The organism is Mycobacterium sp. 29Ha, from assembly GCF_032883055.1.
GTDB lineage: Bacteria > Actinomycetota > Actinomycetes > Mycobacteriales > Mycobacteriaceae > Mycobacterium > Mycobacterium gallinarum.
Genome location: NZ_JAMQTI010000011.1, coordinates 103,507 through 126,005, shown reverse-complemented (window position 1 = coordinate 126,005; position 22,499 = coordinate 103,507). Strand labels below are relative to the sequence as shown.

General features: G+C 66.5%; 24 protein-coding genes, 1 tRNA gene and 1 pseudogene. 7 read left to right on the top strand and 19 right to left on the bottom strand.

Annotated features, from left to right (window positions below; genetic code table 11):
• The 3 genes from M1248_RS16290 to M1248_RS16280 all read right to left on the bottom strand — a co-directional run bounded on the left by M1248_RS16290 (window position 1) and on the right by M1248_RS16280 (window position 1,871).
• On the bottom strand, window positions 1-669 hold the full coding sequence (locus M1248_RS16290; RefSeq protein WP_174262285.1) for a response regulator transcription factor: 669 nt from the start codon (window positions 667-669) through the stop codon (window positions 1-3).
• A gap of 60 nt (window positions 670-729) precedes the next feature.
• Complete coding sequence (locus M1248_RS16285; protein ID WP_163733535.1) at window positions 730-1,128, bottom strand: heme-binding protein; 399 nt, start codon at window positions 1,126-1,128, stop codon at window positions 730-732.
• Between the two features lie 170 nt (window positions 1,129-1,298).
• Window positions 1,299-1,871 (bottom strand): hemophore, encoded by a 573-nt coding sequence (locus tag M1248_RS16280; RefSeq protein ID WP_317149058.1) that lies wholly within the window; start codon window positions 1,869-1,871, stop codon window positions 1,299-1,301.
• Between the two features lie 362 nt (window positions 1,872-2,233).
• On the opposite strand from M1248_RS16280, the gene M1248_RS16275 reads away from it, so the two are divergent.
• From M1248_RS16275 to M1248_RS16260, 4 genes are read left to right on the top strand one after another with little or no spacing between them, the layout of a single operon-like run.
• Complete coding sequence (locus M1248_RS16275; RefSeq protein WP_317149057.1) at window positions 2,234-5,131, top strand: MMPL family transporter; 2,898 nt, start codon at window positions 2,234-2,236, stop codon at window positions 5,129-5,131.
• Entirely contained in the window at window positions 5,128-5,649 is a 522-nt protein-coding gene (locus M1248_RS16270; RefSeq protein WP_174262141.1) for a helix-turn-helix domain-containing protein, read from the top strand. Before M1248_RS16275 ends, M1248_RS16270 begins: the two co-directional genes overlap by 4 nt.
• A 17-nt stretch (window positions 5,650-5,666) precedes the next feature.
• The gene (locus tag M1248_RS16265; RefSeq protein ID WP_163733524.1) at window positions 5,667-6,035 is read left to right on the top strand and encodes a DsrE family protein; all 369 of its coding nucleotides are present in this window, start codon (window positions 5,667-5,669) and stop codon (window positions 6,033-6,035) included.
• 6 nt (window positions 6,036-6,041) lie between these two features.
• Window positions 6,042-6,437 carry a CoA-binding protein gene (locus M1248_RS16260; RefSeq protein ID WP_163733521.1) on the top strand — a complete coding sequence of 132 codons (396 nt, stop codon included), beginning with the start codon at window positions 6,042-6,044 and terminating at the stop codon, window positions 6,435-6,437.
• On the opposite strand, the gene M1248_RS16255 is transcribed toward M1248_RS16260, so the two are convergent.
• Both M1248_RS16255 and M1248_RS16250 read right to left on the bottom strand, forming a co-directional pair.
• On the bottom strand, window positions 6,434-7,123 hold the full coding sequence (locus M1248_RS16255) for a hypothetical protein (RefSeq protein ID WP_317149056.1): 690 nt from the start codon (window positions 7,121-7,123) through the stop codon (window positions 6,434-6,436). The genes M1248_RS16260 and M1248_RS16255 overlap by 4 nt on opposite strands.
• On the bottom strand, window positions 7,120-7,701 hold the full coding sequence (locus M1248_RS16250; protein ID WP_317149055.1) for a hypothetical protein: 582 nt from the start codon (window positions 7,699-7,701) through the stop codon (window positions 7,120-7,122). The genes M1248_RS16255 and M1248_RS16250 overlap by 4 nt, the downstream gene beginning before the upstream one ends.
• A 74-nt stretch (window positions 7,702-7,775) precedes the next feature.
• Between M1248_RS16250 and M1248_RS16245 the strand changes: the two genes are divergently transcribed.
• Window positions 7,776-9,800 carry a M13 family metallopeptidase gene (locus M1248_RS16245; protein ID WP_163733512.1) on the top strand — a complete coding sequence of 675 codons (2,025 nt, stop codon included), beginning with the start codon at window positions 7,776-7,778 and terminating at the stop codon, window positions 9,798-9,800.
• A gap of 51 nt (window positions 9,801-9,851) precedes the next feature.
• On the opposite strand, the gene M1248_RS16240 is transcribed toward M1248_RS16245, so the two are convergent.
• From M1248_RS16240 to M1248_RS16200, 9 genes and pseudogenes are all read right to left on the bottom strand, one after another.
• Window positions 9,852-10,895 (bottom strand): L,D-transpeptidase family protein, encoded by a 1,044-nt coding sequence (locus M1248_RS16240; RefSeq protein WP_163733508.1) that lies wholly within the window; start codon window positions 10,893-10,895, stop codon window positions 9,852-9,854.
• A 149-nt stretch (window positions 10,896-11,044) separates the two neighbouring features.
• The gene (locus M1248_RS16235; protein WP_163733505.1) at window positions 11,045-11,359 is read right to left on the bottom strand and encodes a metal-sensitive transcriptional regulator; all 315 of its coding nucleotides are present in this window, start codon (window positions 11,357-11,359) and stop codon (window positions 11,045-11,047) included.
• Complete coding sequence (locus M1248_RS16230; RefSeq protein WP_317149054.1) at window positions 11,352-11,978, bottom strand: DUF305 domain-containing protein; 627 nt, start codon at window positions 11,976-11,978, stop codon at window positions 11,352-11,354. Before M1248_RS16230 ends, M1248_RS16235 begins: the two co-directional genes overlap by 8 nt.
• Before the next feature lie 559 nt (window positions 11,979-12,537).
• Window positions 12,538-13,419, bottom strand: a complete 882-nt coding sequence (locus M1248_RS16225; protein WP_317149053.1) for a hypothetical protein — start codon at window positions 13,417-13,419, stop codon at window positions 12,538-12,540.
• Between the two features lie 242 nt (window positions 13,420-13,661).
• Window positions 13,662-13,760 (bottom strand) — tRNA-OTHER (locus M1248_RS16220).
• A 2-nt stretch (window positions 13,761-13,762) separates the two neighbouring features.
• Window positions 13,763-14,173 carry an SRPBCC family protein gene (locus M1248_RS16215; RefSeq protein WP_317149052.1) on the bottom strand — a complete coding sequence of 137 codons (411 nt, stop codon included), beginning with the start codon at window positions 14,171-14,173 and terminating at the stop codon, window positions 13,763-13,765.
• 43 nt (window positions 14,174-14,216) lie between these two features.
• A complete protein-coding gene (locus tag M1248_RS16210) occupies window positions 14,217-14,744 on the bottom strand; it encodes a hypothetical protein (protein WP_163733492.1) in 528 nt (175 codons plus the stop codon).
• 26 nt (window positions 14,745-14,770) lie between these two features.
• Complete coding sequence (locus M1248_RS16205) at window positions 14,771-15,550, bottom strand: DAPG hydrolase family protein (RefSeq protein WP_317149051.1); 780 nt, start codon at window positions 15,548-15,550, stop codon at window positions 14,771-14,773.
• Window positions 15,550-16,889, bottom strand: a pseudogene (locus M1248_RS16200) (FAD-binding oxidoreductase). Before M1248_RS16200 ends, M1248_RS16205 begins: the two are co-directional and overlap by 1 nt.
• Window positions 16,890-16,954: 65 nt before the next feature.
• Here M1248_RS16200 and M1248_RS16195 point away from each other — a divergent pair.
• A complete protein-coding gene (locus tag M1248_RS16195) occupies window positions 16,955-17,632 on the top strand; it encodes an IclR family transcriptional regulator C-terminal domain-containing protein (protein WP_163733483.1) in 678 nt (225 codons plus the stop codon).
• Here the strand turns inward: M1248_RS16195 and M1248_RS16190 are convergent.
• Genes M1248_RS16190 through M1248_RS16170 form a run of 5 tightly spaced genes read right to left on the bottom strand, consistent with a single transcriptional unit; the run spans window position 17,625 to window position 21,434 of the window.
• Entirely contained in the window at window positions 17,625-18,308 is a 684-nt protein-coding gene (locus M1248_RS16190) for an O-methyltransferase (RefSeq protein ID WP_317149050.1), read from the bottom strand. The two genes, M1248_RS16195 and M1248_RS16190, sit on opposite strands and share 8 nt — an antisense overlap.
• A gap of 1 nt (window position 18,309) precedes the next feature.
• Window positions 18,310-18,798 (bottom strand): TIGR04338 family metallohydrolase, encoded by a 489-nt coding sequence (locus M1248_RS16185; protein WP_163738036.1) that lies wholly within the window; start codon window positions 18,796-18,798, stop codon window positions 18,310-18,312.
• A gap of 3 nt (window positions 18,799-18,801) precedes the next feature.
• Complete coding sequence (locus M1248_RS16180) at window positions 18,802-19,557, bottom strand: DUF2786 domain-containing protein (RefSeq protein ID WP_163733478.1); 756 nt, start codon at window positions 19,555-19,557, stop codon at window positions 18,802-18,804.
• A 51-nt stretch (window positions 19,558-19,608) separates the two neighbouring features.
• The gene (locus M1248_RS16175; protein WP_317149049.1) at window positions 19,609-20,598 is read right to left on the bottom strand and encodes a hypothetical protein; all 990 of its coding nucleotides are present in this window, start codon (window positions 20,596-20,598) and stop codon (window positions 19,609-19,611) included.
• Window positions 20,595-21,434: an alpha/beta hydrolase gene (locus tag M1248_RS16170; protein ID WP_317149048.1), complete on the bottom strand. Its 840-nt coding sequence runs from the start codon at window positions 21,432-21,434 to the stop codon at window positions 20,595-20,597. The genes M1248_RS16175 and M1248_RS16170 overlap by 4 nt, the downstream gene beginning before the upstream one ends.
• Before the next feature lie 51 nt (window positions 21,435-21,485).
• Here M1248_RS16170 and M1248_RS16165 point away from each other — a divergent pair, with 51 nt between their 5' ends.
• A complete protein-coding gene (locus M1248_RS16165) occupies window positions 21,486-22,490 on the top strand; it encodes a sigma-70 family RNA polymerase sigma factor (RefSeq protein ID WP_410506677.1) in 1,005 nt (334 codons plus the stop codon).
• The last annotated feature ends 9 nt before the right edge of the window (window positions 22,491-22,499 follow it).

Below are 22,499 nucleotides of genomic sequence, written 5' to 3'. Positions count from 1 at the left end.
CTACGGCTCGTCCCGCAGGACATAACCGATCCCGCGAACCGTGTGAATCACCCGAGGCAGGTCCTCGCGCTCGAGCTTGCGTCGCAGATAGGAGATGAAGACGTCGGCCACGTTCGTGTCGACGTCGAAGTCGTAACCCCACACCAGTTCGAGCAACCGCTGCCGGCTCAGCACGACGCCGGCGTTCTCGGCCAGCACGGCGAGCAGATCGAATTCGCGTTTGGTCAGATTGACCCGCTCACCGCCGGTGAACACCAGCCGTCGCGCGGTGTCGATCGTCAACGGGCCGACGGTCATCGTGTCGGATTGCTGGTCGGAATGGCCTGCCCGACGCAACAGCGCGTGCAGACGCGCGACCAATTCACCCAGATCGAACGGCTTCGTCAGATAGTCGTCAGCGCCGGCTTCCAGCCCCGCGATCCGGTCGTTGACGGTGTCCCGCGCGGACAACACACAGATCGGGATCTCGTTCCCGAGTGCGCGCAGCGCAGTCACGACGGCGACGCCGTCGAGTTCTGGCATTTGAACGTCGAGAACAAGCGCGTCGTGCGACTCATTCGATAACAGCCGCAGGGCCTCTTTGCCGGTCGCCGCGACCCGGACGTCAAACCCCGAATGGCGCAAACCTCGCGCAACCGAAGTTCTGACGTCCGGATCGTCGTCGACCATCAAGACGGTGCGGCCAGCGCCCTCCCCCTTGGATGGCTCCTGTTGCACCCGGACGCAGACTTAGCTGTCGGCGATGCCGTCGCCGTTGGTGTCGCCGCAGCGATTCTTCAGGTCGACGAGTGGCTGGCGGATACCGGTCAGGTCCGCCTTGGTCTGCGGATGCTGATCGAGGTACTGCTGAACGTCGTCGCGCACCTCATCGCGCGGCACGCCTTCGAGGCTGGTGAAGAACCAGTTCACGTCCGGATGCGCGAACAGGTAGGCAGACGTCGCCGCGGAGACACCCGAAGCCACGCCGGCCAGGTCGGCCGCGGTGCAGTTGGGCGGCGGAGGAGGCGGAGGAGGTGCCGGTTGCGCCGAAGCCAGAGGCATGGCGCCGAAGAACATCGCACCGGCGATCGCGCCGGTGCCCACCGCGCCAGCTACCGCACGTCGGGCAGTACGGGCCGAGAGCAACATGGACAAGCTCCTTCTTCGGAAGTGGAAAGGAGGTAACCATGGTCGGTTACCGACATCAAAAGCTAATCAGAATGTGCACAGACTTTCCTGCCTTGCGGCCAACGAATCTTAAGAAAGTCTGAATTCGCAGCTCAATCGCCTTACCAGGGAGAGCCGCGCGTCGGCCCAGGCTACGGCAAGCCTGCGATCGCTGCTCCGGGGAGCGATGTGGTGCCCTGCGAAACGGGGGACGCCGACGGCGACTGCGCCGGTGACCCCGTACCTGGGGTACCTGCAGCCGAGGAGCCTGGCTGGGCGCCTGGCAAACTCGGAAGGCCCGGTGCCGCCTGCTGGGCGGCCTGCATCAGACCCATCATCTGCGGCAGGGTCAGCGGAAGCTTGCACCGGCTCGACAGAGTCGCCAGCGGCTGCTGCAGCTGTTGCATGTCCTTGGCCGCTTGCGGGTTCGCATCGAAGTACGCCTTCACGGCGACGAGCGACTGCGGGCCACCCTGCTGTTTGGCGATACTCGTCAGCGCCTGGTTGGTCTGCGGATGCGTATCGAGGTAGTTGCCCGTCGACGTGGCGACCGAACCGATCGTCCTGGCGACTTCACTGGCCGCGCACGGGTCCGGCGCCGCCGTTGCTGACGGCATCGCCGGCGACGACGACACCGTCATCGCTACCACCGCGGCGCCGCCGACGGCGGAGGCCGCGAACATAGCGAACAGCCCGCGGCGAGATGCAGCAGTGATGGATCTCATATGCACTCCTCATGGGTTTGCGAACGTTTCGGCGGACCCGAAACGCCCGCCATAGGCGGCACTCGATCCCCGACCGCAATACCGGCCGAAACGGCCCACTACATAGTGCCACCGAATCCGCGGGGCATACGAATTCAGCGACCGAGAACACACGTCATGGGCAACAGACGGACAGCCTGTAACCAGAATCGGGCGCGCACCGAAGAAGAGGGTTAGAGCTGCTTAAGGCGTTGCTGGCAGGATTCTCGCGGATCCTCGCTATAGCACACGCTGTTGTACGCTCACGCTAGCAACGCCGGGCCAAATGTCGTCGGCAGATCGACTCCGGGGGAGAAAGCGGGGAGTTCGACATCCAGCAGTTCATGATGCGCTTGAGCAGCACCCTGCGCAGATTCCGCTGGGCGGTGTTCGCTGTATGGCTGCTTCTCCTGGTGCCATCGGTGTATCTCGCGCTGAATCAGTCCAGTCACCTCACCGGCGGGGGTTTTGAGGTCGAAGGCTCGCAGTCGCTGCGGGTCCAGCGCGAGCTCGAAGAGAACTTTCCTGACCAGGGCGCCTCACCGCTGGCATTGGTGGCCTCGCCGCGCGCCGACGCGTCGTTCGCCGACATGGACAACGCGGTCGCCTTCCTGGAACGCGCCGCGGCCGAGGTGCCCAGCGTGCGGGTGGCGCCCAATCCGCAGCAACCGGCGCCCCAACCCGACCGCCCCTACGTCGTCACGCTGCAGTTGGACTTCGACAACACCGGCGCGGTCGATGTCGCCAAGAAACTTCGCCAGAAGGTCGGTATCGACGGCGAGGAACCCGGTGAGATCGAGAACGGCAAGGTCAAGCTCTACGTCATCGGCCAGGGCGCGCTCGGTGCCGCGGCCACCCAGGCCACCAAACACGACATCGCTCAGGCCGAGAAGTGGAACCTTCCGATCGTCCTGATTGTTCTGCTCGCGGTGTTCGGGTCGCTGGCCGCCGCGGCGATTCCGCTGGTGCTCGGCATCTGCACCGTCGTCGTGACCATGGGACTGGTCTATCTGTTGTCGATGTTCACGACGATGTCGGTGTTCGTGACGTCGACGGTGTCGATGTTCGGCATCGCCGTGGCCATCGACTATTCGCTGTTCATCCTCATGCGCTTCCGCGAGGAGCTACGGTCGGGCCGCGATCCGGAACAAGCGGCCGACGCCGCCATGGCGACCTCCGGTCTGGCGGTGGTGCTTTCCGGCCTCACGGTGATCGCCTCGGTGACCGGTATCTACCTGATCCAGACGCCGGTGCTGGTCTCGATGGCCACCGGCGCGATCCTCGCGGTGGCCGTCGCGGTGCTGACGTCGACGACGCTGACGCCGGCCATCCTCGCGACGTTTGGCAAGGCAGCGGCCAAGCGCTCGTCGTACCTGCACTGGTCGCGGCGTCCGGAGACCACCCAGTCGCGGTTCTGGACCCGCTGGACGGGCTGGGTGATGCGGCGCCCGTGGATCGCGGCGCTCGGGGCGTCGGCGCTGCTGCTGACACTCGCCGCACCCGCGTTCTCGATGGTGCTCGGCAACAGCATGCAGCGTCAGTTCGAGCCGACCCACGAGATCCGGGGCGGGGTGAACGCCGCGGCCGAGGCGCTCGGGCCCGGCGCGCTCGGACCGGTCCGGGTGTTGGTCAGCTTCCCCGACGGCAACGCGGCATCAGCGCCTTCCAAACAACCCTTGCTGGACTCGATGCGCCAGCGAATGGCCCAGGGGCCCAACGTTGTTTCGGTGGCGCCCGCGGTGTTCGGCGAGGATTACCGGCACGCGCTGCTGTCCGCGGTGCTCTCGGTGGACCCGGAGGACATGGGTGCCCGCGAAACCGTCGACTGGATGCGCGCGGAGCTGCCATCGACGCCGGGGCTCGGCGACGCCCGCATCGACGTCGGCGGTCCGACGGCACTGATCAAGGACTTCGACGACCAGGTGTCGGCCAAACAGCCGCTGGTGTTCGCGTTCGTCGCGCTGATCGCGTTTGTGATGCTGTTGATCGCCATCCGGTCGGTGTTCCTGGCGCTCAAGGGTGTGTTGATGACCGTGCTGTCGGTCGCGGCGGCCTACGGCAGCCTGGTGGCCGTCTTCCAATGGGGCTGGCTGGAGTCACTGGGCTTCGAACCGATCTCGTCGCTGGACAGCACGATCCCGCCGCTGGTCCTGGCGATGACGTTCGGCCTTTCGATGGACTACGAGATCTTCCTGCTGACCCGCATCAGGGAGCGCTTCCTGCAGACCGGCAACACCCGCGACGCCGTCGCGTACGGCGTGAGCACCAGCGCGCGCACGATCACCAGCGCCGCGCTGATCATGATCGCGGTGTTCATCGGGTTCGCGTTCGCGGGCATGCCGCTGGTCGCCCAGCTCGGCGTCGCCTGCGCGGTGGCCATCGCCGTCGACGCCACGGTGGTTCGCCTCGTGCTGGTGCCGGCGCTGATGGCGATGTTCGACGAGTGGAACTGGTGGCTGCCGCGCTGGCTGGACCGCATCCTGCCGGAGGTCGACTTCGAGAAGCCGCTGCCCAAGATCGACCTTCCCGACCTCATCATCATCCCCGACGACCTCTCGTCTCTCGGTCCTACCGGTTCGGAACTGCGCATGGTGGTCAAGTCGGCGGCCAAGCTGAAAAACCTTGCGCCCCAAGCCGTTACCGTCGCCGATCCGCTGGCGTTCAGCGGCTGTATGCCCGCCAAGCAGTTGCGCAGCGCCGACCGGCTCAACGGCACGCACCGCAACGGCGCAGGCGGCAAGGCGGTGCTCACCGCAGAGCTTCCGGTGCATCCGGTGACGATGTGGCGGGGCCGGCTGTCGGTGGCGCTGGACGCGCTGAGCGAAGCGTCCGCCTTCGAGCGGGCACCCATGGAGCGGCGCAGCCCGGTCGAGACCACGAATGTGCAACTGCCGACGGGCGATCGCCTGCAGATCCCGACGGGCGCCGAGACGCTGCGACTGCAGAGCTACCTCATCATGTGCCGAAACAGCACCCGGGACTACGCAGAGTTTGCCGAACTCGTCGACGCGATGGAGACTCGTACGGCCGCAAGCGTGCTGGCCGGCATGGACCGGTACTACTGTGGACAGGATTCGAGAAAACAATGGGTGGCCACCCAGTTGGTACGCCGACTGGCCGACCCCCAACCGTCAGACGAGCACGACACCCGCATGTCGGGCCCGCAGGCGGAGGCCGATTGGGCCAGGGTGAAGGAACGCTGCCTTTCGGTGGCGGTGGCCATGCTGGAGGAGGCGAGGTGACGGTGACTCCCGACGTCCGGGGCACCTCGCGCCGCGAGCCTGCCTCGCCCGATCCCGCGCCAGGACGCCGTCCACCGGTGGATGACCGGCCCGTCGAGTTCTGGCCTACATCCGCGATCCGCGCGGCGCTGGAGACCGACGACCTCGCGGTGTGGCAGCGCATCGTCGCGGCCATCAAACGTGACCCGTTCGGCCGGACCGCACGCCAGGTCGAGGAAGTTCTGCAGACCGCCCGTCCGTACGGAGTCTCCAAGGCGCTCGCCGAGGTGCTGCACCGCACCCGCGAACATCTCGAGGCCAACGAGCGCGCCGAGGTCGCGCGCCATATCCAGACGATGCTCGACAGGTCGGGTCTGGGCCAGCAGGAGTTCGCCTCGCGCATCGGTGTGCCCAACGACGATTTCACGTCCTACCTCCGCGGTGAAACGAGTCCGTCCGCGTCGCTGATGGTGCGCATGCGCAAGCTTTCCGATCGATTCGCCAAGATGCGTTCGACCCGCCGCGAGGGCCACGACTGAAGCCCTAGGCTGGCGGCATGAACAGCGCCAACAAAGCCGCCATCAGCCTCACCACCGGACTCGAAGATGCCGAGAAAGTCACCGTGGCATTTCTGGTCGCCGTCGGTGCCGCCGAGAGCGGACGGCCGACGCTCATGTTCCTCACCAAGGAGGCCGTCCGTCTGATGGTGCCCGGCGTCGGCGTGGGCACGGCCTGCGACGGCTGCCCACCCCTGGAAGAGCTGATGGAGCGCTACACGAAAGCCGGCGGCCGCTATCTGGTCTGCCCGATCTGCATCAAGTCCAAGCAACTCGACGCCGACAACTTCATCGACGGCGCCGAACCCGGAGGCACCGTTCAACTCTGGGAATGGATCGGCGACGGCGCGACCACGTTCAGCTACTAGCCGCCGATGGATATCGAGCGCATTCTCCGCCAGACCCGAAGTGTGGCGATCGTCGGCGTTTCCGATGACCCGATGCGGCCCAGTCACGGTGTTTGGCAATATCTGAAGGCAGCCAGTGACTACGAGCTGTACCTGGTCAATCCGACGATCAGCGAGATCGACGGCGACAAGGTCTATCCGTCGCTCGCGGACCTTCCCGCGGTTCCGGACATGGTCGACGTGTTCCGTCGCCGCGAACATCTGCACTCCGTGCTGACCGAGACGATTGCCGTCGGCGCCAAAACGCTTTGGCTGCAACAGGGTCTATGGGATGACGAGGTCGCCCGCGACGGTGCCGCCGCCGGACTCGAGGTCGTCATGGACCGCTGCCTGAAGGTGGACCACGCGAATCTGCTCGGCTAGCGGGAGTGAATCGGCGACACGTCGTCGACCAGCCAGCGGCCGTCCTGCTTGGACAGCCGGACCCGCAACGCGAGCACCGCGGTGTCGGGTGGGGTGCCCGGTGAGCTCTGCGACCCGTGCAGTATCACGGCGACGCTGGCGGCCGCGGGACCGATCGCCTCGACGCCCGCTGACACGGTACTGGCCGTCGCCGAGACGTTGCGGCTGGCCAAATCCTTTGCCACAGAGTCGAATTCCTTCTTGAACTCCGCTGCGGCCTGTGACGACATCATCGCGGTGGCCCGGTCGATCGACGCGGTGGGGCTCTGCGGGGTGAAGGTCGCCGACGCCTCCGAGACGCTGCTGGCGATGTCGACCACTTCTGCGGTGTCGGTTTCCAGGTTGCGGTCGGGCACCGACCAGTTCAGGTAGGCGACGACGACGGCCGCCGCCAGTGCCGCCGCCGCGGTGCCTGCCACCGCGAGTCGCAGCCTCGGCCCGTCGTCATCCGTGCCGACGGTGACCCCGTCCCTGCGAGCCAGCACGACGTTGATCACAACGCCTTCGACGATGAGCAGACACAGCACCGAACAGACCGAAACCCACCACAGCGGCCAGACGAGCGCGACGCCTATGTAGAGCAACGCGGCGATCGCGGCCAGCGGCGCCGCCACGTCGAACGCACCGATGCGCCAGGCGGTCCTCATCGGACCGACTCCAGCCGGGAGATCATCGGCTTGCCGTCCACGTCGGCGACGTCGAGCCGCAGCGTCCAGCGAACCGTCTGGGGCTTCTCGTTGCCCGCGTTCTCACTGACCGACGTCGCGATCACCATCACGGTGTCGGTGCGTGAGGCGAACACCGACACATCGGAGGCGGGCGGCGGCCCCTGCGCGCCCGGCTCTTCGTGGTGCACGTACTCGACAGCGACCGAGTCGACCTGGCCGGTGGTGCGGGCCTGCAGCTTCTGCACCAAATCGCGGTACGGCTTGATCGAAGCGTCGAAGTCGGCGTTGAGCTGTCCGACGGTGCCCTCGTGTAGCTGGGCCAGGCTGGCCTCGACGGTGTCGGAGTTCATGTTGATGAGCACGGTGGTCCATTCAGCGGCGGCCTCCATGGCCTGCGTGCGGTAGCGCAGTTCGGCGGCGTCGCTGCGGTGCTGCGTCCAGATCAGCGCGGCGAGCACGACCGCGGCGATGGCGATCACGCCGACCACCGCCGAGCCGATGCCATATCCGGAGATCGCGGAATCGTGCTCGTTGGCATCCGGCTCGTCGTCGGGCATGCGCGTGAGGGTACCGGGCGGCAGCGAGCGCGATCGCCACGCTGCCGCGACGACCGGTCTGGCAGTCTGGTGGGGTGACAGTTGAAGCTATTCGCTCGGGTATCGACCTGAGCCACGTCGACTCTGACGCCCGTCCCCAGGACGACCTGTTCGGCCACGTCAATGGCCGCTGGTTGACCGAGTACGAGATGCCAGGTGACCGTGCCACCGACGGCGCGTTCCGGTCGTTGTACGACCGGGCCGAGGAGCACGTGCGGGACCTCATCACCGGAGCCGCCTCGGCGGCGACATCGAACGGGGTGGCCGCAACACCGGCGAACGGTACCGACGAGCAGCGCATCGGGGACCTGTACGCCAGCTTCATGGACGAGCCGGCGGTCGCCGAACGCGGTGTGCAACCGCTGCTCGACGAGTTGGCCGCGATCGACGCCGCGGATACTCCCGAGGCCCTGGCAGCGGTCCTCGGCGCGCTGCAGCGCACCGGCGTCGGCGGCGGGACGGGAATCTACGTCGACACCGATTCCAAGGACTCCACCCGCTATCTGGTGCATATGAGCCAGTCCGGCCTCGGCCTGCCCGACGAGTCGTACTACCGCGACGAGCAGCACGCCGACATTCTCGCCGCCTATCCGCGGCACATCGCAGCGATGTTCGGACTCGTCTACGGCGAGGAACCCCAGCCGAACGAATGGCAGGCCACCGCCGAACGCATCGTCGCGCTGGAAACCAAGCTGGCCGCCGCGCACTGGGACGTCGTCAAGCGCCGCGACGCCGAGCTGACCTACAACCTGCGCACCTTCACCGACCTGCTCAACGAGGCGCCCGGCTTCGACTGGGCCGGGTGGGTGGCCGCGCTTGGTGCCACCCCTGACAAGGTGGCCGAAGTCTCCGAAGTTGTGGTGCGCCAACCCGATTACTTGACGGCCTTCGCCGCGGCGTGGTCCGCCTTCGATCTAGCGGACTGGAAGGCGTGGCTGCGCTGGCGGCTCATCCACGCCCGCGCGTTCCTGCTGACCGACGAGTTGGTCGCCGAGGACTTCGAGTTCTACGGCCGCAAACTCTCGGGCACCGAAGAGCTGCGCGATCGGTGGAAGCGCGGAGTGTCGGTCGTCGAGAGTCTGATGGGTGACGCGGTCGGAAGGCTCTACGTCGAACGGCATTTTCCGCCGCTGGCCAAGGCCAGGATGGACGAGCTGGTCGCCAACCTGCGCGAGGCGTACCGGGTCAGCATCAACTCGCTGGCGTGGATGACGCCGCAGACGCGCGAGAAGGCGCTCGCCAAGCTCGACAAGTTCACCCCGAAGATCGGTTATCCGGCCAAGTGGCGCGACTATTCGGCGCTGGTGATCAAGCGTGACGATCTGTACGGCAACTACCTACGTGGCTACGCCGTGGAATACGACCGGGATCTGGCCAAGCTCGGTGGGCCCGTCGACCGTGACGAGTGGTTCATGACGCCGCAGACCGTGAACGCCTACTACAACCCCGGCATGAACGAGATCGTCTTTCCCGCCGCGATTCTGCAGCCCCCCTTCTTCGATGCCGACGCTGACGACGCCGCCAACTACGGCGGGATCGGTGCGGTGATCGGTCACGAGATCGGTCACGGCTTCGACGACCAGGGATCCAAGTACGACGGCGACGGGAACCTGGTCGACTGGTGGACCGACGACGATCGCGCCGAGTTCGGCACGCGGACAAAGGCTTTGATCGAGCAGTACGACAAGTACGTGCCCAGGGCGCTCAGCAACGGCCATCATGTGAACGGCGCATTCACCGTCGGCGAAAACATCGGCGACCTGGGTGGCCTTTCGATCGCGCTGCTCGCCTACCAGCTCTCGCTCAAGGGCGAGCCGTCGCCGGTGATCGACGGACTGACCGGTGAGCAACGGGTGTTCTTTGGCTGGGCCCAGGTGTGGCGCACGAAGTCGCGTGACGCCGAAGCCATTCGGCGGCTTGCGATCGATCCGCACTCGCCGCCGGAGTTTCGCTGCAACGGCGTCGTCCGCAACCTGGACGCGTTCTACGAGGCGTTCGAAGTCAACCAGTCAGACGAGCTGTACCTGGATCCGCAAGAGCGCGTGCGGATCTGGAGCTAGTCGCAGCACGCAAGAGGCCCCGACATTGTCGGGGCCTTTCGCGTTGGTGCTTTAGAACATCTGCCAATCGGAGGCGCCGTCCGGTTTGTTGTAGATCCCGGTGGAGTTCTTGATGACAACAGGGTCGCCACTACCGAAGTTGTCGTAGAACCACTGCGCGTTGGCCGGGCTCAGGTTGATACAGCCGTGGCTGACGTTGCTGTTGCCCTGCGCCCCGGTGGACCACGGCGCGCTGTGAACGAAGATGCCGCTGTTGTCTATTCGCACGGCGTCCTGCACCTTGAGCTTGTAGCCCTCGGCAGAACTGACGGGCACTCCGTAGGTCGACGAGTCCATCACGATGTCGGCGAACTTCTCCAGCACGTAGTAGGTGCCGTTCTTGGTCTCGTAGCCCTCCTTGCCCATGGAGACAGGGAAGGTCTTCTCCACCTCACCGTTTCGCACGATCGTCATTTCATGCGTGGCGTTGTCGACGGTCGCGACCAACTGCTCGGGGACGGTGAAGCTCGACTTGGTGCCCGCGGCGTCGATGTAGACGGTGGTACCGGCCGGCCAGAAGTCCTGCGGCCGCCACCGCAGCTGCGTGTCGGTGGTCCAGTAGAACCGGCCGGGAACGGGCGGCACCGACGTGATGTGCACCGCGTCCTGGGCCATCTGCCGATTGGCGATGGGCCGCTGGAAGTTGATGTAGATCGGCTTGGCGGCGCCGGCGATCGAACCGTTGGTCGGATTGAACGACGGCGGCAGGAACGGCGGTTCCCCGACGAACGGCGTCGGGTTCTGCCCTTCCGGCGTCCCCTCGGGGATCGCCATCGGCTGGGGCTGCCCAAAGAGCGGTGGCGGGGCCGGCGGCAGAGGCGCACCGAATGGAGCCGGTGCGGGCGGTCCGGGCGGGAAGGCGGCCGGGGCCGCAGGCGGTGCCGGAGGCAGCCCGGGCGCGGGTGCCACTGCGGCGGCCGGATCGACCGGCGCGGGCGGTGGTGGCGGCGGAACGCCAGGTTGAGCCAGTGCTGATGGGGTGCTCAGCACCATCCCGCCGACGAGTCCGGCCGCCAGCACGGCGGAGAATAGGCGCCTCAATTTCGGCTCCCGCATACGTGACCTCCCAGTCGCATAACTTCGTCTAGTGTGGCACAGCGTGCCGGGCGGTCTTTGAAATCTGCATGTCGCCAGAACCCCGACCGTCACGCCACCAATGACGTTGACCTGCTGTGTTCATCCGCCTGAGGCGGTCGAACGTTACGTCAGGAACGCACCAACCGGGCGATGGCAGCGGATGCCTCGGCCAGCTTGGCGTCCGCCTCGTCCCCGCCCTCGGCCACGGCCTGGGTGACGCAATGCCCCAGGTGCTCGTCGAGCAGTCCGAGCGCGACGGACTGCAGTGCACTGTTGACGGCGCTGATCTGGGTGAGCACGTCAATGCAGTACTTGTCCTCGTCGATCATCTTCGCGATGCCGCGAACCTGACCTTCGATCCTGCGCAGGCGTTTGGCGTAGTTCTCCTTCTGGGCCGAATAGCCATGCGCCCCGGAGTCGCCCACGGTGACCTCGTCAGCCATTTCCCCCACCTTTCAGCATCTGGTTCATCTGGGCGATCTCGGCCTGCTGGGTGTCGATCATCGTCTGGGCCATGCGCTTGACGTCCTCGTTCTGACCGTTGGCGACCTCGGCCTTGGCCATCTCGATCGCGCCCTGGTGGTGGCTGATCATCGACTGCAGCCACAGTGTGTCGAACTCCGTACCGCGCAGCGACTGGAGTCTCGTCATCGTGGCCTCGTCGACCATCCCCGCCATCGCGCCGTGGCCGCCGTGTGCTCCGTGTTCCCCCTGGGACGCGTCATCGTCTGGATTTTCATCCCACTGCACAAGGAACACCCGCAATGCCTTGATCTCGGGCTCCTGCTCGGCGGAGATCTTGGCGGCCAACGCGATGACGTCGGCATTGGTCGAGCGGTCCGGCACCATGGCGGCCAGCTCGATCGCCTGCTCATGATGGGGAATCATGTTGGTCGCGAACGCGTGGTCGTCGGCGTTGAAGCCGGGGGGCTGGGCGGTGCCGACCGGTTCGTCCGCCTGGTGCGTCTCGGTGTGGTCGCTGGACCCCGAGCACGAGGTGAGAAACAAGGCGGCGAAGATGGCTATGAAGACGGCAGCGAGGCGTGTGGTGCGAAGCGACATGAGATCAGAGTACCGCATACCCCTGTGGGGTATCTAAAGGAGTTTGTCCGGTGAAAAGCCGAAGGCATACTGCTCTCATGCCCTCACAGCCCACGACCGAATCTCCCCGCGCAGGCGGCTCGGCGACGCCCGACATCAAACCACGGAGCCGCGACGTCACCGACGGCCTCGAGAAGACCGCCGCCCGCGGCATGCTGCGCGCCGTCGGCATGGGTGACGACGACTGGGCCAAGCCGCAGATCGGCGTCGGCTCATCGTGGAACGAGATCACTCCGTGCAACATGTCGCTGCAGCGGCTCGCACAGGCGGTGAAGGGCGGCGTGCACGCTGCCGGCGGCTACCCGCTGGAGTTCGGCACCATCTCGGTGTCCGACGGCATCTCGATGGGCCACGAGGGCATGCACTTCTCGCTGGTTTCGCGCGAGGTCATCGCCGACAGCGTCGAGACCGTCATGCAGGCCGAGCGCCTCGACGGATCGGTGCTGCTCGCCGGCTGCGACAAGTCGATCCCCGGCATGCTGATGGCAGCCGCGCGGCTGAACCTGGCGAGCGTCTTCCTCTACAACGGCTCGATCATGCCGGGCGTCGCGAAGCTCACCGACGGCAGCGAGAAAGAAGTCACGATCATCGACGCTTTCGAGGCGGTAGGCGCCTGCGCCCGCGGCCTGATGTCGCGCGAGGACGTCGACATCATCGAGCGTGCGATCTGTCCCGGTGAGGGCGCGTGCGGCGGTATGTACACCGCCAACACCATGGCGTCGGCCGCCGAGGCACTCGGCATGTCGCTGCCGGGCAGCGCGTCGCCGGTGGCGATCGACTCGCGTCGCGACGAATATGCCCGTCGTTCGGGTGAGGCCGTCGTCGAGATGCTGCGTCGCGGTATCACCACCAGCGACATCCTCACGATCGAGGCGTTCGAGAACGCCATCGCCGTGGTGATGGCGTTCGGTGGATCCACCAATGCGGTTCTGCACCTGCTGGCGATCGCGTCGGAAGCCGGGGTCAAACTCACACTGGCGGACTTCACCCGCATCGGACAGAAGGTCCCGCATCTCGCCGACGTCAAACCCTTCGGTCGCCACGTGATGAAGCACGTCGACGAGATCGGCGGCGTGCCGGTCGTCATGAAGGCGCTGCTGGATGCCAATCTGCTGCACGGGGATTGCCTGACGGTGACCGGTGAGACCATGGCCGACAACCTGGCCCACATCGAGCCGCCGGACCCGGACGGCAAGGTGTTGCGCGCGATGAACAACCCGATCCACCCGACCGGCGGCATCACGATCCTGCACGGATCGCTGGCACCCGAAGGTGCGGTAGTCAAGTCGGCCGGCTTCGACTCCGACGTGTTCGAGGGCACTGCAAGGGTTTTCGAGCGCGAGCGGGCCGCGCTCGATGCGCTCGAGGACGGCACGATCACCAACGGCGACGTCGTGGTCATCCGCTACGAGGGACCCAAGGGTGGGCCCGGCATGCGCGAGATGCTGGCCATCACCGGCGCCATCAAGGGTGCGGGCCTCGGCAAGGACGTGCTCTTGATGACCGACGGCCGGTTCTCCGGCGGCACCACGGGCCTGTGTGTGGGACACATCGCGCCGGAGGCGGTCGACGGCGGGCCCATCGCGTTCATCAAGGACGGCGACAAGATCCGCCTCGACGTCGCGAACGGCACGCTCGACGTGTTGGTCGACAAGGACGAATTCGATTCGCGCAAGGCCGGCTTCGAGCCACTGCCGCCCGTCTACAAGACCGGTGTGCTGGCCAAGTACACCAAGCTCGTCGGCTCAGCCGCCGGCGGCGCGGTCTGTAGCTAGCCGGTCGATCCGCTGCAGCGCGACCGCGCACACCGACAGGTAGGCCGGCGCCCACCACGGGACTGCGAACGCCAACCGTGTTCCACCGTCGGTCGGCCACACTTCATGCCGTGTGGCGCGTACGCCGGCCACCTCCCACGCCCAGCAGCGGTTCTCTTCGAATTCGGTGATCGTGAACGGAAGCGCGACTCCGATCGCCGTCCACACTTTTCCTCGCGAACCCAACTTCATCGGCCCGGCCTCCGCCAGCTCGGCCCGCTGGATCGATGGGCCCCACTTCGGCCACAGGTCGAGGTCGACAAGAACGTTCCACACCGCCTCACGCGGCGCAGGAATATGCCGTTCGACGGTCGGCATGCGCTGCCGGAAGCGAAAGTCCATTGGCGGTCTGTGCCCCAATGGCGAAGTACTAAACGAGAGCTCGCTAGCGCGGGGGCGGTGGCGGCGGGTCGGCGGGCGTCACCGAGATCGGCAGCGAGTGCACTCCTGGCCCCTCACCCGGGCATCCGGCGCCCTCGACGGTGATGGTTCGCTGACCGAAGAAGCTGCCATCGGGCCGCGGGATCAGGTAGTCCGACCGCACGGATTGCACTGCGCTGTCGGGATTCATGCGTTCGCACAGGTACGGATAGTCGCTGCTGGTTTCCCAGCGGTCGTTGTTCCATCGGTACTCGAAAACCGGTGGGGCGCCGGGGTCGCGGGACAGATCGTCCGAGTTGTCCATTGTCACCACGCAGCCGTTCACGTCGCAGTTGGCGGTGTATTCGACGAGGAAAGTCTTGGACTGCATGGGTGTCGGCTGACCGTTGAAGGTCTGCTGCGCGAAGTCGACGGACACGTTGTACCACCCGTACAGCAGCGGCGGCGCGGGTCTGGGTGCCGCCTGGGCTACTGGTGCCGCGAGCAACGTGGCACATGCTCCGATTGCGCTGATGGCTCGTGTCCTGGGCATACCTGTGTCAATAACACACCGGAATGTCATGCACCCGCGAATTGGGCATACACCGCGGGCAGGAAGCCGGCCAGGTGGTTCATCTCCTGGGCGCAGTGCACGAGAAGATCGCGCGGATCGGGCAACTGGTGGGCGGCGACGGGCCGAATCACCGCGTCAGCCAACATATTTCCCTTCCGCAGGCCGATGTGGGGTCCGCCCATCCAGAATCGGGACCGCATCTCCGCGCCGTCGGCGGTGGACCGTATGTGATGGACGAACCAGCCGATGTCGACGGGCACCTCCGCCGATCCCAGCCGTGCGCACACCGCGACGTCTGAGCCGAGGCGAGTCGGTTCCAGGCCGATCACCTGCGGTTCGACGAACTGGATCGCGGCCTTGGCGTACGACGATCCGAGGTACTCCTCGATCAACGACGTCCGGCCGACCCAGCTGCCGTCACCGCCGTGGTCGGACCAGCGCGCCGACGCATGCGCGCGCGGATGCCACAGTTTGTAGCGCGTCGTCTCACTGCCGTGCCAGCCGAACCACCAGTCCCACATGGCGGGCGTGACGCCGGGCATCTCGGTGCGCACCGACACCTGGAAACCGCCGCCGCGCAGCTGACCGTATCCGTTCTCGGTCTGCTGATACCCCTGATCGAGAATCGTTCCCGCGGAATCGAATCCGAGCAGCGTCTGGTCGGCCTGGGGTCCGTGCTCCAGCGCGACGACCACATGTCTTGGCAGTTCGGCCATTTCGGGATTGAAGTACGTGCCCCACGGGGTGTCACCGTCGGCATCGCGGTAACCGAGGTAGGCGCTCATCAGACCCGTCCCATCCATGGGTAGAAGCGGCCGTCGGGGTCGTATGCGGCTCGGGCGTTGTCCAACCGTGCCATGGCCTCGTCGGTGGCGAACTTCGCGGGACGCTGTCCGAGATTCTCGTCGGCCAACTGGATTCCAGTGGCCAGATGCGCCATCTCGGCCATGTTGTCGCGCGGCCAGTTGGCGTACTTGTCGTCGTCGGCCTCGTCCATCCAGCCGCCGTAGAGCGCCAGGTAGATCTCGGCCTCGACGCTGTAGGCCATGTCCTGCCGGGCCGGTGACGGCCCCCAGTTGAGCCACAGGAAATGCGCGGGGTGCGGAGGGAGGGTGTCGAGGATCCGACGAATGCCGGGCATCAGGTCCGCCGCCGGTGCCGAGGTCCACATGTTGTCTGCGGAGTAGCGGTGGTCGTCTAGATAGTTGCCCATCACCGCGGTGTACCAAGTGGGCAGATCCGTTGGCGCATAAGGCACTTTGACCAGTGCCTTATCGATGGCCGGGCAGGTGCCCAACAGGGCGAGCGCTTCCTCGGCTTCGGCCTCAGTGTCGGTGAACACCGGCGACGCGAGCACGATCGCGGGCCCGTCGATCCCGGCGTCCCGCACGGTTCTGGTGGCGACGATCTGCAGTTCCACCCTGCGATCCACGTCGGCACTGATGTCACGCGCCCACGTGAACACCTCCTCTGCGCAGTCGAATGGATAGGCGTACAGGCTCATGCCGCAGACGGCCGGCTTCGGGTACAGCTTGAGGTGAAAGGCCGTGACGACCGCGAAGAACCCTGGACGGCACCTCGTGCCGACCAATACAGGTCGGGATGGTTCTCCGCGTCGACGTAGAGCTTCTCGCCGTCGGCGGTGATCACGTCCAGACCGATCACGCTTTCGCACGCCGGTCCGTAGACGCGACTGTTCCAGCCGTATCCGCCCTGGAGCAGGTACCCGCCGATGCACACGCCCTTGCAGTGGCCCGCGGGGAAGAACAGGCCCTGCTCCTCGAGTTCGGCCGCCAGGATGCTGCCACCTTTGCCGGGGCCGGCCACGGCGAGCATCTTGCCCTTGTCGATGGTGGCCTGGTCGAACCCGTGCATATCGAGCAGCAGACCGCCGTCGCGCAGATGGTTGGCCGCCCAGCTGTGTCCGCCTGACCGGATCCCGACCTGAAGATCGTGGGCTTTCGCATAGGCGAGTGCGGCGATGACGTCGTCGTCGTCGTGAGCCTGCACGATCATCGCCGGATAGCGATCCGGCACGCGTTGATTCCATACCGTCGACCGTCGGGCGTCCTCGTACCCGTCGCCTCCCCGGGCGAAGTGCCGCCCCACCGGTAGTGCCACCACTTCGCCCTCCTAGATTCACATTGCGAATCATTGTAAGCCGCATTGCGGATCAATATAGTGGTGGAATGGCTCCTGCGGAAGAGAATCAGCCATCTGAATCCGGGCGTTCAGACGGAATTCAGGTGTTACGCCGCGCGGCGGCCGCCCTGGACGAGATCGCCGCGTCACCAGGCCAGCTTCGGCTGGTCGACCTGGGCGGGCGGCTCGGCCTGGCCAAATCCACCGTGCGACGGTTGATGGTCGGACTGGTCGAGATCGGTTTCGCGAGCATCGACGACGAGGGCAGGATCAGCCTTGGCGAACGACTGCTCGGGCTGGGCGGTGCCGACGACGCGAGCCTCGCGACGCAGTTCCGGCCGACGCTGGACAGGTTGGCGCGCACGACCGGCGAAACGGTGGACCTGTCCGTGCTGCGGGGTCAGCAGATGTTGTTCATCGACCAGGTGCAGTCCGCGCACCGGCTGCGGGCGGTTTCGGCGGTGGGTGTGCGGTTCCCGCTGGAGACCACGGCCAACGGCAAGGCCGCGCTCGAGCTGCTGACCGACCCGTCCGCGGGGCTGAGCGACATCGCGTTCGACCGCGACGAGCACACCGCCGGGATCTCCGCGGCCGGTATTGCCGCCAGGACCACCGGCGGGCACATCGTTGCGATCTCGGTGCCGGCACCCAGCGACCGCTTCGACGCGAACGAGCGACGAATCGTCAGCGCGCTGCGCGACTGTGCGCGATCACTTGCTAGCTGACCACCGCGACCGCGAAGCCGTCCCAGCCCTTGGTGCCCACCGTCTGGATTGCCGCGGTGTCCAGACGCGGATGCGCACCCATCATCTCCAGCATGTCGCGCACGGCGCGGGCCTGATGGTCATCGGTCGCAGGTTCGAGCACCCGCCCGAACCGTGCGATGTTGTCTACCACGATGATTGAGCCCGGCCGCCCCAGCTTGATCGCCCACTCGACGTAGGCGACGTTGTTCTCTTTGTCCGCGTCGATGAACGACAGATCGAAGGCCTCGCCGCGCTCGGCCAGGACTGGCAAGGTATCCAGGGCGGCGCCCACGATCACCTCCACCCGGTCCTCGACACCCGCGCGGGCCAGGTTCTGGCGAGCCACCTCGGCGTGGGTGGGTTCGTACTCCAGCGTGACGACGCGACCGGACGGCCCAACGGCGCGGGCGAGGTTGATGGTGCTGTAGCCGGCCAGCGTGCCGATCTCCAAAACCCGGGTTGCGCGCGCCGCCGTGGCGAGCAGGTACAGCAGCTTCCCGTGTTGCGCCGACACCTCGATGGCGGGCATCCCCGCCGCGTCGGCCGACTCCCGCGCCGCGGTCAGCGCCTCGTCCTCGGTGCGCAGAACAGCGTTGAAGAGCTGATCGAGCGCCTTGGGGTCCGGGCGGGGCTCAGGCTCGGTCACACGGGACACGTTATCGGACACCCTCTTTCGCGTACACCACGCGCAGCACGTGAGCGACTTCCGGACCCATGACCACGCCGGCGAGTTCACAGAACGTCGCGACGAACTCGGGTCCGTGCGGCGGTTCGGCGGCGCAGAGGTGGTGGGCGATCTCGTGCAGGACCACCAGTTCGCGCAGCGCCCACGTCGTGCGTTTCTCCGGCACCGCGATGCGCGCGCCGTCGTCGGCACGCTCGTAGTGCGCCGCGCTGACGCCACGCCGGGCACGCACCGTCAACGCTCCCGGGCCGGGCCACGACTCACGGACCGGCGTCATGCCGAGCACGTCGTCGACGTAGCGCTGCACCGACTCCACCGACGCGAACCGGCCCTCGGGTGGCAGGGTCAACTGCGTCCCGAAGAAGTCGATCACCCGGTTGCCGTGCTCAGCCGCCCGGTCGAACAACGTCCGGACGAATTCCTCTGCGGCGTAGACCTTCGCCCGCTGGGTGTCTCTGATCGCTCACGTCTCCAGGGCCGTGCGGGCACCGGAGAGCTCCCCACTGCTACCCAGCCGCGCCTTGCGGCCCGCGCGATCACCCGCGCGTCGCGCCGCGGACGAATACCCCGCCGTCGCGCTGGTGGGTCGCCACGTGCCCCGCGCCGCCGAGGTCTGTTGGTAGAAGTCCTTGAGCTCGATGTCCTTGTTCCGCAACGCGATAGCCGTGCTGGGGGCCTTCCTGCGCCAGCGTCCTCCGGTGGCCTCCCGCTGCGCCTCTTCGCGCGCCTCGGACAGCCGCTTGCCGATGCGCGCGCCGAAGGCGAGCTGGAAGTTGATGCGCGCGGTGATCGTGGGCGTCGGCCGGTGCGCACCGGAGGCGATGTAGGCCTCCGACGCGCGCACCATCTGCATCACCAGGCTGGCGTAGAGCGCATGGCTGGCGTCGATGTCCTCACCGAACCCGTACGCGTACACGAACGTCGAATTCGACGCGACGTCGCACTTCACGTCGTTGGCCATCGCGATCACGGTGAACAGCTGGACATAGGTGCGCAGGCCGCGGGTGCCCGCGTTGCCGATCGTGATGGTGCGCTGCACCGGCATCTGCGCCTTGGTGCGGTTGGATGCATGCGACCGCGCGACCGCCAGGTCGATCGACGTCGCGGTGGCCAGCCGCTGTGCCGCCGCCATGAACGCGTCGGCCTCGTGCGTGTTGTCCGTCCCCTCGGCCTGGCGCAGCAGAGCGGCGATGCGTGCCAGCATCTTGTCGTCAGTCATGCGCGATCCGCCTTCACTACTCGCTTGCACGTCATGAGCGCCAGATTAGGTCTACTTGCCGACAAACGCGTCAAGCGCTTCGACAAGCTGTGGAGAAAGTGGATCCTGCTTGGAGTAGTTGGCGACGTTGTCGGTCGGATCGTCGCGCAGCACATGGCTGACGCCCTCGAGTTCGACGACGGTCAGCGCCGTGTGTTCGAGCGCATCGGCGAGCGGCCGGATCGATTCGCACGTCGCCTGCTTGTCGGCGTCTGAACACGTGAGCAGGACGGGCGTGCCTGCGGGCACCTTGGCGGCCAGCGTCAGCGGGTCGATCTTGTCGGCCTCGATCACCGCCTTGACGTTGCCGGGATTGACGAGCGCGCCCAGTCCCTCCGGAAGGTTCGGGGGCACCGTCCCCTTGGTGCGGACCTCGTCCACGGCGGCCAGCCAGGTGGTCAGCGCCTCCGGAGAGGCGCTGGCGCGCACCCGGTTGGTGATGATGTCCAGATACCTGCCGGGTAGCGGATGCAACAGGGCCAGCGAGTGGATCTTCGGTGCGCCGACGTTCGCGTCGGTCGCCAGAGCCACCGCGTGGACAGTGCCTTCTCCCACCGCGTATACCGAGATGCGCGACGTGTCGGTAGCGGACTGCTCGGCGAGGTAGCTCACCGCGGCCTTCGCGCCGGTGGTGTAGACGGCGCTGACGACATCCTGGGGCCGCTGCGAATACGGTCCGAGACCCGTCTTCCCGGTGCCGATTTTGTCGTACCGCAGGCTCGCTACGCCTTTGTCGGACAACAGTTCGGCGAGTTGCCGCATGTTTCCGACGGGGCCCGCCACCGCGTTGTCGCCGTTGCGGTCGGTGTTGCCGCTCTCGGAGATCAGCAGGGCCGCAGGTCGCTGTGCGCCGCCGCGCTCGTGGCGGTACGTGCCGTGAATGGTCAGGCCGTCGGCAGAGAACGTCACGTCTTGGTCGACCCAGCCAGACGGTTCGTCGTCGGATCCGCATGCCGACACCAAGAGCGCCAGCGAAAGTAACAGGCCCGCAAGGGCTTTCACAGCTTGGCCTCGATCCACGAGGTGACGTCGTCGAGCACCAACGCCTTCTCGGGCTCGTTGAACACCTCGTGGTAGAGCCCGGGGTACACCTTCAGGTGAGCGTCGGTCGATGCGACGCATTCCAGTAGGTGACGGCTGCCGGCGACCGGGATCAGCTTGTCCTGCTCTCCGTGCACGACAAGCAAGGGCGCGGTGAGCGCCGAGGCGCGCTGCGGCATGGTCTCGCCGACCTTGATGAGCGCCTTGCCGATACCCGCGGGCAGCTTGCCGTGATGGACCAGCGGATCGGCCATGTATGCCGCAACCACCTCCGGGTCGCGGGATACCGCTTCGGTCGGGAGGTCCTCGACGGGCAGGCCCGGCAGAATGCTGCCGACCACCTTGGCCACGCGGATCATGAACGACGAGACGGCGTCCTGGGCGTCGACGGCAGGCCCCGACAGCACCATCGCGGTGTATTCGTCGGGGTGCTCGACTCCGTAGGCGAACACGACACCACCGCCCATGCTGTGGCCGAGCACGATCAGCGACAGCCCGGGGTGGTCTGTTCTGGCGATGCCGACCAGGGTGCGGAAGTCGCCGGTGTACTCGTCGATGTTGCGCAGGTACACCCGCTTGCCGCCGGAGCGACCGTGCCCGCGTAGGTCCAGCGCGTAGGTGATCAGCCCCGCCTCGCCGAATCGCTCGGCGACGTGGTCGTAGCGGCGGGCGTGTTCGGCGTAGCCGTGGCAGAGGACGACGACACCGCGCGGGGCCACCTCCGGGGTCCATACGTCGTAGACGATGCGGACGCCGCCGATGCCCTGGAAGCTGCGTTCGGTGCGGGTAGTTGCCACCCAGGGAGAGTATCGGGCTGCCCAATCGCACGCCGGTGACGGTTGTCACCCATGGTGACTAAGCTCGGCGAGGTGACGGTCCTGGCCCACAATCTGGACGACGACAGCGCAGAAGACGCATTCTTGGCCGATGCGCAGCGCTATCGCCGCGAGCTGCTCGCGCACTGCTATCGGATGACCGGGTCGCTACATGACGCCGAGGATCTGGTGCAGGAAACCTACTTGCGGGCATGGAAGTCGTACAAGGGGTTCCAGGGCAAATCATCCGTGCGTACCTGGCTGTACCGGATCGCCACCAACACGTGTCTGACGGCGTTGGACAGCCGTCAGCGCCGGCCGCTGCCGACGGGGCTCGGCGCGCCCAGCTCCGATCCGGTTGACGACATCGTCGCGCGCGACGAGGTGCCGTGGCTGGAACCCATTCCCGACGATTCGACCGACCCGTCGAACATCGTCGGCTCGCGTGAATCGGTGCGGCTCGCGTTCGTCGCGGCGCTGCAGCACCTGTCCGCCCGCCAACGCGCGGTGCTCGTGATGCGTGAGGTGCTGCAGTGGAAGGCCGCGGAGGTCGCCGACGCCATCGGCTCCTCGACGGCGGCGGTCAACAGCCTGCTGCAGCGCGCCCGTGCGCAACTCGATGCCGTCGGGCCCAGCGAGGACGACCATCTGCAGGTCCCGGAGTCAAAGGAAGCCCAGGATCTACTGGCGCGCTACATCGACGCGTTCGAGACCTATGACATGGACAAGCTCGTCGAGCTGTTCACCGCCGACGCCGTCTGGGAGATGCCGCCGTTCGACGGCTGGTACCAGGGCCCGGAGAACATCGTCCTGCTCTCGAAGACGCACTGCCCGGCCGAGTTGCCCGGCGATATGCGGTTACTCCCCACGGTGGCCAACGGCCAGCCGGCCGGAGCGATATACATGCTCAACCGCGAAACCGGTGCGCACGAGCCGTTCCAGATGCATGTGCTCGCCACGACCGACGAAGGCATCACCCATGTGGTTGCCTTCCATATGGAGTCGTTCGAGAAGTGGGGCTTGCCCGCCACGCTCTGACGCCGCTTT